Consider the following 16,581-nt stretch of genomic DNA (forward strand, 5'->3'; position numbering starts at 1 on the left):
TCGTTTGTTCCGCTGTTACCGTCGCGACCCGACCTGTGACTCCAGCACGTCGTCAGCGGTCGCGCTCTCCTCTTCCTTGCGCGCCGGGCGCAGCCGGATGTTCTCCAGCCGGTCGAACCCGTCGAGCACCCGCTCGCCGAGGCCGCGCACCCGCAGCAGCGACGACATGGGCGCCAGCACCGCCGCGATCCGCCGCCCCCGCGACACCGACGCCGCCAGGCCCCGCCTGACCGCCTTCAGGTCGTCGACCAGGGGCGTGACCTCGCCGGGCGTGCGGGCGTACCGCAGCTTCTCCTCGCTGGTGGCGATCTTGGTCAGCGCCCTGGCCGCCTCGGTGTCGAGGGGGTAGGCCGCCGCCAGCCGCCGGCCGAGCGCCCGGGGGGTCTCGCTGCCCGCCTTGGGCATGCCCAGGTCGACCAGGGTGTCGCACAACTCGGCCCAGGCGGCCTCCACGGCCGGGGCCGCGAAGGTGTTCTCCTTGGGCTCGGGCGCCACGGGCTCCTCGGCGGCCCAGACCGACAGGGGCCGGTCGGCGGGCTCGCCGCCGATCACCTCGCCGCCGCTCCAGCCGTCGTCGTCGTCCTTCTTCGGCTTCACCACGGGCACCTCGTCGTCGGGCACGGCCGCCGCCCGGTTGAGCACCCGCCGCCGCCACAGCCAGAGCACCGCGCGCATGACGGCGGGGATCAGCGACAGCAGCAGCGCCACGGCGACGCCGATGCCGACGTTCACCCAGATGGACCTCTCCTCGACCGCCGGCAGACCGGTCGGCCCGAGCTCCCGCTCGGCGTTGCCGATCCCGCGCGCCGGGTTGCTCGCCCCCGGCGCGGCGGCGGGGTCGTCCGAGGGCCTGGCCGAGGCCCCGGGCGACGGCTCGGCGGAGTCCGACTGCGGCAGCGTGTACGACGGCACCCGCGCCGTCGCCTGCCCGAACCCGCCCGACGGGGTCGGCTCGAAGGTCAGCCAGCCGGCGCCCTCGAAGTAGAGCTCCGGCCAGGCGTGCGCGTCGTGGGTCCGGACGACCCACCGGCCCTCCGACTTCGTGCCGCCGGTGTAGCCGATCGACACCCGCGACGGGATGCCCAGCACCCGCGCCATCACCGCGAAGGCGCTGGCGAACTGCTCGCAGTAGCCCGACTTGCCGACCAGCAGGAAGTCGGTCAGCGCGTCGAGCCCCGACCCCTTCGTCTCCAGGTCGTAGGTGAACCCGCCGGTCCGGGTGAACCACTCCTGCAGCTTCACCGCCATCTGGTAGGGGGTGGCCGCGCCCCGGGTGACGTCCTCGGCCAGCGCGACGACGGCTGGGTCGATGTCGGCCGGCAGCGTCAGGAAACGGCCCTGCACGTCGATCGGCGCCATCGGCGCGTTGTCCAGCATCTCGGGGGTGGGCCGCACGTCCTTGCCGATGACCTGGTATTCGAGCCCGGCCGCGTCGTCCTCGGTGGAGAACACCATGAGGGTGTTGCGGTCGGCCCGCCAGTCGCCGTCGGCGATGACCTGGGTGGCCGGGTAGGGGAGCGGCAGGAAGCGCAGCTCCTCGATGTCCTCGCTGATCGTGATGGTCTGGTCGACGGGGGTGCCCGGCGTGGTGACCGACAGGCCGGGCGCGGGCGGCATGACGCTCTCGCTCACCCGGTCTTCGGGACGCCCGCGCAGCGAGCTCGACTTGAACTGCTCCCCGTCGAACTCGTCGAGCGAGTAGATGCGCAGGTAGCGCGGCACGTCGTCCTTGGACGTGTAGGTCAGCACCGGCGCGTTCACCGGGTGCGAGAGCTGCCCGCTGAGCTTGGCGATGGCGTCGGGGATGCCGACGTTGCGGCCGCCCGGCCCCAGGCCGTTGCCGACCCCGAACCCGAACGGCGGGTTGGGCGTCAGCGTGGGGATCAGCGCCGGGATGCCGATGGCCAGCGCCACGGCGGTGACCCCGATGCGCTTGCCCGACAGGACGAGCTTGCCCGCGTCGGGGGTGGTGGTGGTCGTCCGCGAACGCCGTACCAGCACGGCCCGGCCCCAGTGGGACACCCGTTCGCGCCCGTCGGAGACCAGCAGGCCGACGAACCCGAGCGCGCCGATGATGAACGCGGGCCAGGCGATCGGCTCGTTCAGCACCGCGGCCGGGACGGTGAACAGCCCGAGCAGCGGCAGGCCCGCCAGGGCCGCCCAGCGCATCCGCACCGCGAACGCGTCGACCAGGATCGCGATGAACGCGACGCCGCCCGCGGTCAGCAGGCTGATGCCCCCGGTCGAGGGGACCGGCGCGGCGAACTTCTGGATCTCGTCCCAGCCCTCGGCCATCGTCTCGGCGATCCGGGCGGTGGAGTCGAAGTTGGGGATGAACCCCCACCACGCCTCGTCGCGGGCGAAGGTGACCGTCATGAACACGATCGCCGCCAGCGCCATGCCGACCGGCGCCGCGAACGCGGGCTGGGCGTACCGCGACACCAGCGTCGCGGCCAGCGTCGTGCACAGCAGGATCCCGAGCGTCGCCCAGAACCACGAGCCCTCGGAGAACAACGGATAAAGGGTGAGCGCGACGGCCCCGGTGGCCGCCCCGGAGGCGATCGGCAGTCGCATCACGCGGCACTCCTCTTGTACGCGGCGTCGGGCCAGACCGTGGCCAGCGACACCCCGGCGGGCAGCCGCAGCACCCGCCAGCCGCTCGCGGCCAGCACCGCCTGCGCCTGCTCGTGTTCGGGGGAGACCTCGCCGTCCGAGCCGCCCTCCCAGGTCGCGACGTCGAGGAGCACCGCGACGCCGGTCATGTGGCCGTGCCGCAGCCGCGCCAGCGACTGGGCGTCGTCGAGGTCGAGCGCCCCGAGCACCGCCACGATCAGCCCTTCGCCGCCGCCCTGCCGGAGTCCGGCGATGCCGTTGGAGAGCGAGCGGGCCTGGCTGTTGCGCACCACGGCGAGCGTGTCGAGCAGCGAGGCCTGCACGCCGCCCTCCACGAGCTGCTGCGGCCCCTGGTCGGTGACCAGCCGCAGCCCGAGTCCCTCGTGCGCGAGGTGCACGCCGATGGAGGCCGCCGCCGAGACCGCGACCTCGAACGACGAACGCGGCCCCTCGCCCCGGTGGGCGGGCCGGCGGGTGTCGAGCAGGAGCGCGCCGCGGCTCTGCCACTGCTGCTCCTCGCGCCGCACCATCAGCTCGCCGTAACGCGCGGTCGAGCGCCAGTGCACCCGGCGCAGGTCGTCGCCCTGCCGGTAGTCGCGCGGCGCGACGTCGTCGTCGCCGGCCGCCGCCACCGACCGGGTCCGGCTGTCGCCCCCGCCCGCCCACTCGCCGGACAGGCGCACGTAGGGCAGCGGGATGACCTGCGGGGTCACCACGAGGGTGTCGGTCGCGGTGAACGTGCGGGCCAGCTCGACCAGCCCGAACGGGTCGGTGATGCGCACCGACAGCGGCCCGATGGAGTAGCGCCCGCGCAGGTCCGACCGCACCTTGTAGTCGATCTCGCGGATGCCCTTGGCCTCGACCCGGTCGAGCACGAACCGGGGGCGGGTGCCGAGGGCGTACTGGAGGGTGTCCTCGACGAGGAGCAGGCCGGTGGGCAGCCGGGTCACGTTCTCCAGCCGCAGCGTGACCGTGCTGTCGTTGCCGGCCTCGACCCGGGAGGGGTCGAGGCGGCGCGCGCAGCTCAGCCGGTAACGGGTCCGCGCCACCACCATGACGGCCAGCAGCGGCAGCGCGACGATCAGGATCGCCACCCGGATCAGGTCGTGCTCCCCGAGCAGGAACGCGCACACCAGGGCGGCGATCCCGGAAGCGAGGAACGACCTGCCCCGGGCGGTGAGCGCCCTGAGTCCGGTCATAGAAAGGAGTCCTACTTCGTGTCGGGCACCGGGACGCGGCGCACAAGCTCGGCGAGCGACTGCTCGGGCGTCCGCCGCTGGCCCTGCGCCTCCATGCTGGGCAGCAGGCGGTGGGCCAGGACCGGCGTGGCGAGGTCCTGGAGGTCGTCGGGGATCACGTAGTCACGGCCGGAGAGCGCGGCGTGCGCGCGGGCCGCCCTGACCAGCTGCAGCGTGGCGCGCGGGGAGGCGCCGAGCCGCAGGTCGGGGGTCTGGCGGGTGGCGGTGACCAGGTCGATGGCGTACTTCTTCACCGGCTGCGAGACGTAGACCGCGCGGACCGCCTCGATCAGCGCCTTCACCTCGGCGGTGGTGGCGACCGGCTCCAGCTTGTCGAGCGGCTGCGAGGCGCCGTGCACGTCGAGCATCTCCAGCTCGGCGACCGGCTCGGGGTAGCCCATGGCGATCTTCGCGGTGAACCGGTCGCGCTGCGCCTCGGGGAGGGGATAGGTGCCCTCCATCTCGATGGGGTTCTGGGTCGCGATGACCATGAACGGCGCGTCGAGCCGGTGGGTGAGGCCGTCGACGGTCACCTGCCGCTCCTCCATGCACTCCAGGAGGGCCGACTGGGTCTTCGGCGAGGCCCGGTTGATCTCGTCGCCGACCACGATGTTGGCGAACACCGGACCGGGCTTGAACTCGAACTCCCGGGTCTGCTGGTTGTAGGCGCTCACACCGGTGATGTCGGAGGGGAGGAGGTCGGGGGTGAACTGCACGCGGCGCATCGGGCAGTCGATCGACTTCGCCAGGGCCTTGGCGAGCATCGTCTTTCCCACACCCGGTACGTCTTCGATGAGAAGGTGACCTTCCGCGAGCAATACGGTCAGCGTCAGCCGAACCACGTCGCTCTTGCCTTCGATGACGGATTCGATCGCGTCCCGGATCCGGTGCGCGGTCTCGACCAGCTCGTTGAGACTCTCCGAGCCGGCTTTGTCACCGACGCCGTGAGTTACTGCCACCGGGCCTCCAAGGGCGTGCCGTATTGCTGGGGGTTTGCCATTTCCATCCATTGTGTGTACCGAGACTATGCCGCACGTGGTTCTCCGGCGACTTTGTGCAGAAAGAAGCGTGAACTGCCCACAGTGTCGTGCTATGCGGTCTGGATCCTGTGGTACGTCAGTCCTGATTCCGTGACACGCCGGGCCCGCGACTTGACGCCTTCCCTTTGACGACGGTGAGTGCGACACGCCCGCGCCGCTCCGGAGACCCACTTCGCACCACCGCATTTGACCTGCGAAAACGCCCGATAAACGAGATCGTCATACCGTTTGAATCAGTTGACGGTGGAGAGAAGTGGAGTATGGTGGAGCCCAATGGAGGACCGTGGCTGTAGGGCTTCGTGTTCCCCATGGCACGGGAGGTGGCGCCGATGTTCCTCGGCACTCACCACCCGCGCCTCGATGACAAAGGACGGCTGTTCCTGCCGGCGAAGTATCGCGAGGAGCTGGCGGAGGGTCTTGTGATCACCAAAGGCCAGGAGCGCTGCCTCTACGTCTTCCCCGTAGAGGAGTTCCAGCGCATCACTGAGGCTTTGCGCACCGCGCCGGTGACCGCCAAGGCCGTCCGCGACTACAGCCGCGTCTTCTTCGCCAGTGCCTCCGATGAGACCCCCGACAAACAGGGGCGCGTCACCATCCCGTCCGGCCTGCGCCAGTACGCCGGGCTCGATCGTGACTGCGTGGTCATCGGCGCCAACACCCGGCTGGAGATCTGGGCCGCCCCGGCGTGGGAGGCCTATCTCGCCGACCAGGAGCAGGCATTCGCCGACCTTTCCGAGGAGGTGTTGCCAGGGATCCTGTGACCTTTCGAAATGACCCGTCGGTGACGTTCGGCGAGGTCTCCACCCGCCCGCCGGGTACCTGATGCACCTTCCCCGGTGTCAGGTGCCACGAGACGCGGTCCGCGGATGGGGACCTGGCCGGACGGGTCGGCTCTCCGCCATAGTTCTCGGCGGCGCAGTCGACCGAGGGTGGGGACTGTCTAGCCGACGGGGCGCCGCGACCGCGAGCCCAGAAGCGGCATTGTTCGAGGCAGATCCGCAGCGCGAGCCACGACCTGCCTTCTTTTCATGGGGGTGTACGACGAATGACCGACCAGAACACCGGTGGGCACGTTCCGGTGCTGCTTGGCCGTGTGCTGGAGCTGCTGGCTCCCGCGCTCACCGGGCCGTCCCCGGTGGTCGTCGACGCCAACCTGGGCCTCGGGGGTCACGCCGAGGCGATCCTCGCCGCCCATCCCGGCGTGCACCTCATCGGCATCGACCGCGACCCGTTCGCCATCGAACACTCCACCGCACGGCTGGCGCCCTACGCCGCCCGCACGACCATCGTCCGCGCCGTCTCCAGTGACCTGGAGCGGGTGCTGGCCGACAGCGGCCACCCCGTCATCAACGGCGCGCTGTTCGACCTCGGCGTCTCCTCGCCGCAGCTCGACGAGGCCGACCGCGGGTTCGCCTACTCCTACGACGCGCCCCTCGACATGCGCATGGACCGCGACCAGGAGCTGACCGCCGCTGACGTGGTGAACACCTACGAGCCCCGCGACCTGGCCCGGGTGCTGCGCGACTTCGGCGAGGAACGCTTCGCCGCGCGCATCGCCGAGCGGGTCGCCAAGGAGCGGGCCGTCGAGCCGATCACCTCGACCAAACGCCTCGCCGACCTCGTGCGCGAGGCGATCCCCGCCGCGACCCGCCGCACCGGCGGCAATCCGGCGAAACGAACATTCCAGGCGTTGCGCATCGAAGTGAACGCGGAGCTGGCCGCACTCGACGTGGCCCTGCCCGCCTCGCTCGACGCGCTCGCGGTGGGCGGGCGCGTGGTCGTGCTCTCCTACCACTCCTTGGAGGACCGGCTCACCAAGCAGGTCCTCGCGGCGCGAACCAGGGAAACCGGCCCTCCGGGGCTGCCGGTCCCGTTGGAGGCTCACCAGCCCCGGTTCCGCCACCTGACGAGGGGAGCCGAGCTCCCCGACGACGACGAGCTGGCCCGCAACCCGCGGGCCGCCTCGGCCCGGTTGCGGGCGGCAGAGAGGATCCGCCAGGGATGAGGCCAACGATGAGCCCACTGAAAGACCCGAAGACCGGCGCCAAGCCCGGCGCCAAGCCCGACGTCCGCCGCCGTCCGCGCGGCCCCGTGACCCACGCCCGCCCGGTCGAGCGGCCAGAGGTCCCGGTCGCGCGGCGCGCGCCGCAGCCGCCCTCCGAACGGCGGCGCCCGCCGCGGGCTCCCTTCGTCATGCTCGTCGTCGGCCTGCTCGGCGGTGGTCTCGTCAGCCTGCTCCTGCTCAACACCGTGCTGGCGCAGGACTCGTTCAAGCACAACGAGCTGCGCCGCGTGAACGAGCAGCTCCGCCAGCAGGCCGAGGCCGAGAAGGGCCGCATCCGCGACGCCCGCCAGCCCGACGCGGTCGCCAAGGGCGCCGTCCAGCACGGCGTCTCGCCCGACCAGTCGGCCCCCAAGTGGGTCGGCGGCGGTCACACGCCGGCGGTCGACGACGCCGAGCCCACCGCGTCGGGCCGCACCGAGCCCGGCGGCGCGGCGGACGCTTCGGAGACGGGGAGCAGCGAGCAGTGAGCAGTGGCGGCGGCCGCCCACCGTCCCCGGGCCGGCCGGGTGGCCCCGGCGACCGGGGCCCACGCGACGGCCGCCGCGCCTCGGGCACGGGCTCCCACCCGGGCCGCGCCGACGGACCGGGCCGCCCCCGGCGCCCCGACGACGCCGGCCGCCCCCGCGAGGCCGACACCGAACGCGGCGCCCCCCGCAAGGGCCGCCCGTCCGACGACCCACGCCGCCGCGACGACGACCGCCCCGAACCGCCCCGCGACAACCGCCGCCCCGCCGACGGCGGCGCGCGTTCGCGTACCAGGGGGCCTGCCGGTGACGGCGGGGCCCGATCGCCTGACGGCGGGCGCGGTGGCGACTCCGGGCTTCGCGACGAGGGCCGTGAGGGCGCCGGGAGAGCGCGCGACGGCGGGGGCCGGTTTCGCGATGGGGGCCGTCCGGGAGACGGGCGGTCCAGAGACGACCTGCGCTCCGCCGGCGGGCGTTCCCGTGCGGGCGGACAGGCCGGCGACGGGCCGTCTCGTGACGGCGGTCGCACCGCCGACGGTCCGCTTCGTGATGGTCCGCTTCGTGATGGGCCGTCTCGTGACGGACGTCCCTCCAAAGGGTCCCTTCGTGACGGCCGTCCTTCCGGCGGGCCGCTTCGTGAGGGCGTCCGCGGGCGGGACGGCGCGGGCAGGCCGTCGCGCCCTGGTGAGAGGCCCATCCGGCCCGGTGAGAGGCCGTTGCGGCCCGGGGAGCGGCCGGTTCGGGGGCGGGACGGGGACGGGCCGCCGCGCCGGAGTCCGGCCGGGCCCGGGGGGCCGCCGCGTCGTCCGGGGCCGCCGCCGAGGCCCGCCGTGTTGCGGCTGGGGAGTCCGCGGCGGCGGATCAACATCGCGCTGATGGCCATGGCCGTGGTGTTGTCGCTGTTCGCCGGGCGGCTGGTGCAGCTGCAGGGGCTGAACTCCAAGACGTTCCAGGCCAAGGCCGCCGACCAGCGGGTCACGCCCGAGGTCCTGCCGGCCAAGCGGGGGTCGATCACCGACGTCAACGGCAACGAGCTGGCCGTCACCGCCGACGCGCGGGAGATCTACCTCGACCCCAAGGAGGTCAAGGAGACCCAGCGCGACCTGATCGCCACCACGCTCTCGGCCGAGCTCGGCAAGCCCAAGGACGGCATCGCCGCCAAGCTCGCCCAGGTCGACAAGCGTTACCTCGTCGTCGCCCGCGACGTCGACCCCCTGGTCGCCCGCAAGATCATGGGCATGGGCTTCCGCGGGGTGGGCTCCAAGCCCACCTACCGGCGGCTCTACCCCGGCGGGACCCTGGCCGGCGGGCTGGTCGGGTTCGTCGGCGACGACGGGTTCGGGCTGGAGGGGCTGGAGCAGGCGTACAACAAGACGCTGGCGGGTCAGGACGGCCAGCAGAGCATCGAGATCGGGCGGGGTGGCGAGCGCATCCCGATGACGCGCAGCACCCGGGTCGCGCCGGTGCCGGGCCGCGATCTGCGGCTGACGATCGACCGGTACATCCAGTGGGCCGCCTACGAGGCGATCGCCAAGCAGGTCAAGGCGGTCGGGGCGCGCAGCGGCAGCGTCATCGTCATGGACGTCAAGACCGGCCAGATCCTCGCCATGGCCAACGCCCCCGAGGTCGACCTGCGGAACTGGCAGGCCACCCGCGCCGAAGACCGGGGCAACAAGGCCGCCGCCGAGGTGTTCGAGCCGGGCTCCACCAACAAGGTCATCACCGCCGCCGCCGCGCTGGAGGCGGGCGTGGTCGCGCCGTCGACGCTGTTCACGGTGCCCGACAACATCCAGTGCGCCGACAAGGTGCTGCGCGACGCCCACCCCCACCCGACCGAGCAGATGACCTTCGCCCAGATCCTCGAGGAGTCGAGCAACGTCGGCACGATCATGGCGGGCACCAAGATCACCGATCAGCGGCTGCACAACATGTTCACGGCCTTCGGCTTCGGCGCCAAGAGCGGCGGCGGCATCCCGAGCGAGGAGGCCGGCCTGCTGCCCGACTGGCAGGAGTGGAGCGGCTCCCAGCGCTGCACCATCATGTACGGCCAGGGCATCTCCGTCACCGCCCTCCAGATGGCCAGCGTCTACCAGACCATCGCCAACGGCGGCGTGCGGCTGACCCCCACGATCGTCGCGGGCACCACCGACGAGAAGGGCCAGCTGGTCCCGGCCGCCGCCCCGAAGCAGACGCGGGTGATCAGCGAGCTGACCGCCCGCCAGCTCGCCGGCATGCTCGAGAAGGCGGTCGCCGGAGCCGACGGAACCGGCGGCGCCGCCGCCATCGAGGGCTACCGGGTGGCGGGCAAGACCGGAACCGCCATGCGTTATGACCAGAAATGTGGCGGATACTGCGGTTATACGGCGACCTTCGTCGGCTTCACCCCCGCCGAAGCGCCTCGCCTGATGGCCCTGGCCGTCATTCAGGACCCGAAAAAAGACCATTACGGCGGTACGATCGCCGCGCCCGTTTTCCAGGAAGTCATGACTTTTGCGTTGAAGACCAAGAAAATCCCGCCGACCGGGTCGACAAGCCTTCTCCGGTGACCGGGAACGATACGCTCTCGCCGTGAACGAGCCCGACCGCACCGCCCGACCCTCACCGGACCAGCAGATGCGCCCGTCGTCCAGCCCGCCGCGCCCGCTCTCGGGGCTGACGGCCCTGCTCGGCGTGCAGTCGGTCGCCGGGGCGGGGCGCGGTGTGGTCACCGGGGTCACGATCGACTCCCGCCGGGTCCGCCGGGGCGACCTCTACGTCGCCATCCAGGGCAAGACCGCTCACGGCGCAACCTTCAGCTCGGCCGCCATGGGCGCCGGCGCGAGCGCCATCCTGACCGACCACGACGGGGCCGAAATGGCCGCCGAGACCGGCCTGCCGGTGTTCGTGCTGCCCGACCCGCGCGCGGTGCTCGGCCAGGTGGCCGCCTGGGTCTACGGCCAGCCGGCCGCCGACATCCCGGTCATCGGGGTCACCGGCACCAGCGGCAAGTCGACCTCGACGTTCCTGCTGGAGGCGGGGCTGCGCGCGGCCGGGCACCGCACCGGCCTGGTCGGCGGCGTCGAGATCCACGCGGGCGACGTCGTCATCAAGCCCGAGCTGACCACCCCCGAGGCCAGCGACCTGCAGGGCCTGTTCGCGCTGATGCGTGAGCAGAAGGTGACCGCCGCGACGATGGAGGTCTCCAGCCACGCGCTGGCGCTGGGCCGGGTCGAGGGCATCTTCTACGACGTCGCGATCTTCACCAACCTGTCGCAGGACCACCTCGACTTCCACAAGGACTTCGACGACTACTTCGCCGCCAAGGCCCGGCTGTTCACGCCCGAGTTCTCCCGGCTCGGCGTGATCAACGTCGACGACCCCCACGGGCGCGAGCTGGCCGGGTTCGTGAAGATCCCGATCACCACGTTCTCCGCCGAGGGCGCGGCCGACGCCGAGTGGCGCGCGACCGACGTCCGGCTCGGGGCCGACGGGAGCTCCTTCCGGGTCGTCGGCCCGGGAGGGGTGGAGGCCGACGTGACCGTCGGGCTGCCGGGGCCGTTCAACGTCGCCAACACCCTGGGCGCGCTCGTGGCGCTCGTGGAGTCGGGGGTGCCGCTGCAGACCGCCGTCCACGGGGTGAGCGGGTTCCGCGGCGTCCCGGGGCGGATGGAACGGGTGCCGGGCGGCGACGGGTTCCAGGCGATCGTCGACTACGCCCACAAACCGGGCGCCGTCGAGTCGGTGCTGCGTGCGTTGCGCGAGGTCACCGACGGTACCCTGACGGTCGTCCTCGGCTGTGGCGGCGACCGCGACAGCGGCAAGCGCGCCCTCATGGGCGAGGCCGCCGCGCGGCTGGCCGACGTGGCCGTGTTCACCAGTGACAATCCCCGCAGCGAAGACCCGCTCGCGATCATCGTGGCGATGCTCGACGGCGCGCTGGCCGTGCCGCGCGAAGATCGTGCCCGCGTGGTCGTCGAGCCCGACCGGGCCGCCGCGATCGACCTGGCGATCTCCAGGGCCGGCCGGGGCGACGTCGTCGTCGTGGCCGGGAAGGGCCACGAACAGGGGCAGTACTTCGCGGGCGAAGTCGTCCCCTTCGATGACCGTGACGTGGTCGCCGCCGCCATCAGCAGGAGGAACGCATGATCCCGTTGCCGCTGGGCCGGGTCGCAGAGATCACATCGGGCGCCCTCACGGGCCAGGCCGACCCGGGCGCCGTCGTGAGAGGCCCGGTCGTGATCGACTCGCGGGCCGCCGAGCCGGGGTCGCTGTTCGTCGCGATCAGGGGCGAGCGGGCCGACGGCCACGACTTCGCCGCCCAGGCCCTGGCCGCGGGCGCGGCCGCCGTGCTGGCCTCCCGGCCGGTCGACGGCCCGGCCGTCGTGGTCGACGACGTCGTGGCGGCGCTGGCGAAGCTCGCCAACGCGGTGGTGACCGACCTGCCGAAGGCGACCGTGGTGGGCGTGACCGGGTCGGCCGGCAAGACGTCGACCAAAGACCTGCTGGCGCGGCTGGCGGCCAGGATCGGTCCAACGGTGGCGCCGGTGGGGTCGTACAACAACGAGATCGGGCACCCCCTCACGGTGCTCAAGGCCGATGAGGACACGCGGTTCCTGGTGCTGGAGCTTTCGGCGCGTAATGCCGGACATATCGCTTATCTGGCGGGAATCGCCCCGCCGTCCATCGGGGTGGTCCTCAACGTCGGCACCGCGCACCTGGGCGTGTTCGGGGGCAAGGAGGCCATCGCGCGGGCCAAGGGCGAGCTGCCCGAGGCGCTGCCCTCCTCGGGTGTCGCGGTGCTGAACCTCGACGACCCGCTGGTCGCCGCGATGAGCTCGCGCACCCGGGCGCGGGTGCTCTACTTCGGCCGCACCCGCAGCGCCGACGTGCGCGCCTCGCACGAGACCCTCGACGACCGCGGCCGGGCCCGGTTCACCCTCCACACCCCCTCGGGCGAGGCCGACGTCGCGCTGCGCCTCCACGGCGCCCACGCGGTCGAGAACGCCCTGGCCGCCGCGGCCGCCGCCCACGAGCTGGGGCTGTCGCCGGCCGCCATCGCCGAGGAGCTGTCGCTGGCCGAGCCGCGCAGCCGCTGGCGGATGGAGGTCACCGACCGCGCCGACGGCGTGACCGTGATCAACGACGCCTACAACGCCAACCCCGACTCGATGCGCGCCGCCTTCGCCGCGCTGCACGCCCTGGCCGGGCACCGCCGCAAGTACGCGGTCGTGGCCGCCCTGCGCGAGCTCGGCGACGACGCCGCCGAACTGAACGCGGGGGTCGGCCGCCTGGCTGCGGGAGCCGGTCTGGCGGCCCTGGTGGTCGTGGGCGCCGACGCCGGGCAGATCATCGCCGGCGCCCCCGACGCGATCCACGCCCCCGACGTCGAGGCCGCCGTGGCCGAGCTCACCGGCCGCCTGGCGCCGGGAGACGTCGTGCTGATCAAGGGACCCCGGGCCGCCGGGCTGGAGCAGGTCGCCGAAGCCCTGTTGGGGGGTGACGCCCGGTGAGAGACATCATCGTCGCCGCAGCGGTCGCGCTCCTCGTCTCGATGCTCGGCACCCCCATCGCGATCCGGCTGTTCGGGCGGCGCGGCTACGGCCAGAACATCCGCGAGGAGGGCCCCCAGGGCCACTACGACAAGAAGGGCACGCCCACCATGGGCGGCACGGTGATCGTGATCGCCGCCCTCCTCGGCTACGCCGTCGCCCACCTGGCCACCATGTTGTCGGCCAATCCCTCGCCCCCCACCGCCTCCGCGCTGCTCGTCCTCTTCCTCATGACCGGCCTGGGCGTGGTCGGCTTCCTCGACGACTTCATCAAGATCTACAAGCAGCGCAGCCTCGGCCTGCGGTCGGGCGCCAAGGCTCTCGGCCAGCTCCTCGTCGGCGTCGTCTTCGCGATCCTCGTGGTGCGTTTCCCCAACGCCTACGCGATCACCCCCGCCGAGACGCGGTTGTCCTTCCTCCGTGACTTCGGCCCCTCGATCGGGCTCATCGGCTTCATCATCTGGGTGCTCATCATGATCGTCGGGTTCTCCAACGCGGTGAACCTGACCGACGGCCTCGACGGCCTCGCCTCCGGGGCCACCGGCGTGGTGCTGGCGTCGTACGTGCTCATCGGCAACTGGCAGCTCCGCAACAGCTGCACGACCGCGATCCTCGGGCCCAACTGCTACATCGTGCGCGACCCGCTCGACCTGGCCGTCGTCGCCGCCGCCGTGCTGGGCGCGCTGATCGGGTTCCTGTGGTGGAACGCCCCCCCGGCCAAGATCTTCATGGGCGACACCGGCTCGCTGGCCCTCGGCGGCGTGATCGCCGGTCTGGCCATCACCACCCGCACCCAGCTCCTCCTGCTGCTCCTGGCGGGCCTGACCGTCGTCATCACCTCCTCGGTGATCATCCAAGTCGGGTTCTTCAAGATGACCAGGAAACGCATCTTCCGGATGGCGCCCCTCCAGCACCACTTCGAGCTCAAGGGCTGGGCCGAGACCACCATCGTGGTCCGGTTCTGGCTGATCGCGATGTTGTGCGCCGCCGCCGGGCTCGGTCTCTTCTACGTGGAATGGATGCCCAAGACGTGAGCCGTGTCGTCGTCGCCGGGCTCGGCGTCTCGGGCACCGCCGCCGCGCGCGGCCTGGCCCTGGGCGGCGAGCGGGTCGTCGTGGTCGAGCAGTCCGACCGGCCGCTCCCCGCCGACCTGGCCGATCTGGGGGTCGAGAAGGCCGCCGCGCTGCCCGACAAGGTGGAGCTCGTCGTCACCTCGCCGGGCTGGCGGCCCGACCACCCGCTGCTGCTCGAGGCGGCGGCGGCCGGCATCGAGGTCATCGGCGAGGTCGAGCTGGCCTGGCGGCTGCGCCACGAGGGCGCCGCGCCGTGGCTGGCCCTCACCGGCACCAACGGCAAGACGACGGCCGTGCGGATGCTGACGTCCATCCTCGAGAAGGCGGGGGAGCGGCCGCTCGCGGTCGGCAACGTCGGCACGCCGATCATCGAGGCGGTCCTCGACCCCGGCGACACCACCGTGCTCGCCGTGGAGCTGTCGAGCTTCCAGCTCCACTGGTCCACGAGCGTCGCCCCGGCGGCCGCCGCGATCCTCAACGTCGCCCCCGACCACATCGACTGGCACGGCTCCTTCGAGGAGTACGCCGCCGCCAAGGCCCGGATCTTCGCCAACGCCGGCGTGGTCGTCCACAACGCCGACGACCCCTGGTCGGCCCGGCTCGCCGAGCCCTACGATTCGGTGGGCTTCACGCTCCAGGTGCCCCGGCCGGGGGAGCTGGGCGTGGTGGAGGACCTGCTGGTCGACCGGGCCTTCTGCGACGACCCGCGCTCCTCGGCGGTCGAGCTGGCCACGCTCGCCGACGTCCGGCCGTTCGCGCCGCACAACGTCGCGAACGCGCTGGCCGCCGCCGCGCTCGCCCGGTCGTTCGGCGTGCCGGCCGAGGCGGTGCGCGAGGGGCTGGCGGCGTTCACCCCCGACCCCCACCGGATCGCCCACGTGGCGACCGTGAAGGGGGTCTCCTACGTCGACGACTCCAAGGCCACCAACCCCCACGCGGCCGAGGCGTCGCTGGCGGCGTACGGCTCCATCGTGTGGGTCGCGGGCGGGCAGCTGAAGGGCGCCGACGTCGAGGAGCTGGTCGCGAGGTCCGCCAAGCGGCTGCGCGGCGCGGTGCTGCTGGGCGCCGACCGGGCCAGGATCGCCGAGGCGCTCGCGCGACACGCGCCGGATGTTCCCGTTGTGGAGGTCGGCGGGGAAGACACTGGGGTCATGGACCGTGTCGTCACCGAAGCCGCCCGGCTCGCCTCCCCGGGTGACACCGTGCTGCTGGCCCCCGCCGGGGCGTCATTGGACATGTTCGCCAACTACGGCGCACGAGGAGACGCCTTCGCGCGCGCCGTTCGCACCCTGGAAGAGCGGTGACCGAGGCGACGGCCGACGACTCTCGGCCGTCCCGGCCGTCTTGGGTCGCGACCCAGCTCGGCGCCCTGCGCGAGCTGCTCAGCCGGCCGCTGACCTCCTACTACCTGATCCTCGGGTGCAGCGCCCTGCTGCTGGCGCTCGGCCTCATGATGGTGCTGTCGGCCTCGTCGATCGAGGCGCTGCAGATGATGGGCGACCCCTTCTACTGGTTCCTCAAGCAGTCGCTCTCGGTCGGGCTCGGCCTGCCGCTGATGTACGTCTGCTCGAAGCTCCCGCAGCGCTATTTCCGGCTGGCCGGATATCCGCTGATGGCGTTGTCCATCATCGGCCTGGTCATGACCATCTTCATCGGCTCCTCCGAGCTCGGCGCGCAGCGCTGGATCTACATCGGCAGCCTGACCATCCAGCCGTCGGAGCCGGCCAAGCTGGCCATGGTCATCTGGGGCGCCGACCTGCTGGCCCGGCGGGCCCGCAACGGCATGATCGAGTGGCGGCACCTGCTGGTCCCGCTGATGCCCGGCGTGGCGATCCTCGCCGTCCTGGTCATGCTCGGCCGCGACCTCGGCACCACGATCGTGCTGATGATCATCTTCCTGGCGCTGCTGTGGGTCGTCGGGGCTCCGGTACGGCTCTTCGCCGGCATCCTGGCCCTCCTCGCCATGGCCACCGTCTTCATGATCATCTCCGAGGGTTATCGGTCCGACCGGATCGAGGGCTGGCTGAATCCCTGGGGCAACGCGCAGGGGTCCGGCTACCAGGCCGCCCAGGGGCAGATCGCGATGGGGTCGGGCGGCTGGTTCGGGCTGGGCCTCGGGTCGTCACGGCAGAAATGGGACTGGCTGCCCCACGGCGAGAGCGACTTCATTTTCGCGATCCTCGGCGAGGAGCTCGGCCTCATGGGCACCCTCACGGTGCTGGCCCTGTTCGGCCTGCTCTGCTACGCCGGGCTGCGCATCGCCTCGCGCACGAGAGACCCGTTCATCCGGCTGACCGCGGCGGCCTGCACGGCCTGGATCGGCGGCCAGGCGATCGTGAACATCGGCGCCGTCATCGGCGCCCTGCCGATCACCGGCATCCCGCTGCCCCTGGTCTCCTACGGCGGGTCGGCGCTGTTGCCGACGCTCGCGGCGCTTGGCATGTTGTTGTCGTTCGCCAAACGCGAGCCGGGGGCCGCCGAGGCCTTGGCCGCACGGGGCCCCGGCCCGGCCGCACGGGCTCTAAGCTGGCTTGGCCTCAAGACCTGACGTATATCCGGG

General features: G+C 72.3%; 12 protein-coding genes. 9 read left to right on the forward strand and 3 right to left on the reverse strand.

The genetic code is table 11. The features are described 5' to 3' along the window. Positions 1–15 precede the first annotated feature (15 nt). From QSK34_RS03360 to QSK34_RS03370, 3 genes are read right to left on the reverse strand one after another with little or no spacing between them, the layout of a single operon-like run. Positions 16–2,574, reverse strand: a complete 2,559-nt coding sequence (locus QSK34_RS03360) for a transglutaminase TgpA family protein (protein WP_285582017.1) — start codon at positions 2,572–2,574, stop codon at positions 16–18. Further along, positions 2,574–3,812 carry a DUF58 domain-containing protein gene (locus QSK34_RS03365; RefSeq protein WP_285579725.1) on the reverse strand — a complete coding sequence of 413 codons (1,239 nt, stop codon included), beginning with the start codon at positions 3,810–3,812 and terminating at the stop codon, positions 2,574–2,576. The genes QSK34_RS03360 and QSK34_RS03365 overlap by 1 nt, the downstream gene beginning before the upstream one ends. Positions 3,813–3,823: 11 nt before the next feature. After that, positions 3,824–4,810 (reverse strand): AAA family ATPase, encoded by a 987-nt coding sequence (locus QSK34_RS03370; RefSeq protein WP_285579727.1) that lies wholly within the window; start codon positions 4,808–4,810, stop codon positions 3,824–3,826. Between the two features lie 410 nt (positions 4,811–5,220). On the opposite strand from QSK34_RS03370, the gene mraZ reads away from it, so the two are divergent. The 9 genes from mraZ (at position 5,221) to ftsW (ending at position 16,569) form a co-directional block, all read left to right on the forward strand. Continuing rightward, positions 5,221–5,652 (forward strand): division/cell wall cluster transcriptional repressor MraZ, encoded by a 432-nt coding sequence (gene mraZ, locus QSK34_RS03375; protein WP_030450330.1) that lies wholly within the window; start codon positions 5,221–5,223, stop codon positions 5,650–5,652. Between the two features lie 284 nt (positions 5,653–5,936). Next, on the forward strand, positions 5,937–6,896 hold the full coding sequence (gene rsmH, locus QSK34_RS03380; RefSeq protein WP_161480071.1) for a 16S rRNA (cytosine(1402)-N(4))-methyltransferase RsmH: 960 nt from the start codon (positions 5,937–5,939) through the stop codon (positions 6,894–6,896). 8 nt (positions 6,897–6,904) lie between these two features. Next, the gene (gene ftsL / locus QSK34_RS03385) at positions 6,905–7,423 is read left to right on the forward strand and encodes a cell division protein FtsL (protein WP_285579728.1); all 519 of its coding nucleotides are present in this window, start codon (positions 6,905–6,907) and stop codon (positions 7,421–7,423) included. Between the two features lie 827 nt (positions 7,424–8,250). Continuing rightward, on the forward strand, positions 8,251–9,966 hold the full coding sequence (locus QSK34_RS03390) for a peptidoglycan D,D-transpeptidase FtsI family protein (protein ID WP_456319071.1): 1,716 nt from the start codon (positions 8,251–8,253) through the stop codon (positions 9,964–9,966). 67 nt (positions 9,967–10,033) lie between these two features. After that, positions 10,034–11,545 carry a UDP-N-acetylmuramoyl-L-alanyl-D-glutamate--2,6-diaminopimelate ligase gene (locus QSK34_RS03395; protein ID WP_285582021.1) on the forward strand — a complete coding sequence of 504 codons (1,512 nt, stop codon included), beginning with the start codon at positions 10,034–10,036 and terminating at the stop codon, positions 11,543–11,545. Next, entirely contained in the window at positions 11,542–12,909 is a 1,368-nt protein-coding gene (locus tag QSK34_RS03400; RefSeq protein ID WP_285579733.1) for a UDP-N-acetylmuramoyl-tripeptide--D-alanyl-D-alanine ligase, read from the forward strand. The genes QSK34_RS03395 and QSK34_RS03400 overlap by 4 nt, the downstream gene beginning before the upstream one ends. Continuing rightward, positions 12,906–13,982: a phospho-N-acetylmuramoyl-pentapeptide-transferase gene (gene mraY, locus QSK34_RS03405; RefSeq protein ID WP_285579736.1), complete on the forward strand. Its 1,077-nt coding sequence runs from the start codon at positions 12,906–12,908 to the stop codon at positions 13,980–13,982. The genes QSK34_RS03400 and mraY overlap by 4 nt, the downstream gene beginning before the upstream one ends. After that, positions 13,964–15,325, forward strand: coding sequence for a UDP-N-acetylmuramoyl-L-alanine--D-glutamate ligase (gene murD / locus QSK34_RS03410; RefSeq protein WP_161480068.1), 1,362 nt, complete (start codon positions 13,964–13,966; stop codon positions 15,323–15,325). The genes mraY and murD overlap by 19 nt, the downstream gene beginning before the upstream one ends. Then, on the forward strand, positions 15,322–16,569 hold the full coding sequence (ftsW, locus tag QSK34_RS03415) for a putative lipid II flippase FtsW (RefSeq protein WP_285579738.1): 1,248 nt from the start codon (positions 15,322–15,324) through the stop codon (positions 16,567–16,569). Before murD ends, ftsW begins: the two co-directional genes overlap by 4 nt. Positions 16,570–16,581 lie beyond the last annotated feature (12 nt).

The sequence above is a fragment of the Herbidospora sp. NBRC 101105 genome (assembly GCF_030269205.1).
GTDB classification, from domain to species: domain Bacteria; phylum Actinomycetota; class Actinomycetes; order Streptosporangiales; family Streptosporangiaceae; genus Herbidospora; species Herbidospora solisilvae.

What these genes read in the sequence shown, in the direction of transcription:
- QSK34_RS03360 (WP_285582017.1), bottom strand. Translation starts at nt 2,574, where the DNA reads ATGCGACTGCCGATCGCCTCCGGGGCGGCCACCGGGGCCGTCGCGCTC.
- QSK34_RS03365 (WP_285579725.1), bottom strand. Translation starts at nt 3,812, where the DNA reads ATGACCGGACTCAGGGCGCTCACCGCCCGGGGCAGGTCGTTCCTCGCT.
- mraZ (WP_030450330.1), top strand. Translation starts at nt 5,221, where the DNA reads ATGTTCCTCGGCACTCACCACCCGCGCCTCGATGACAAAGGACGGCTG.
- rsmH (WP_161480071.1), top strand. Translation starts at nt 5,937, where the DNA reads ATGACCGACCAGAACACCGGTGGGCACGTTCCGGTGCTGCTTGGCCGT.
- ftsL (WP_285579728.1), top strand. Translation starts at nt 6,905, where the DNA reads ATGAGCCCACTGAAAGACCCGAAGACCGGCGCCAAGCCCGGCGCCAAG.
- QSK34_RS03395 (WP_285582021.1), top strand. Translation starts at nt 10,034, where the DNA reads ATGCGCCCGTCGTCCAGCCCGCCGCGCCCGCTCTCGGGGCTGACGGCC.
- QSK34_RS03400 (WP_285579733.1), top strand. Translation starts at nt 11,542, where the DNA reads ATGATCCCGTTGCCGCTGGGCCGGGTCGCAGAGATCACATCGGGCGCC.
- murD (WP_161480068.1), top strand. Translation starts at nt 13,964, where the DNA reads ATGGATGCCCAAGACGTGAGCCGTGTCGTCGTCGCCGGGCTCGGCGTC.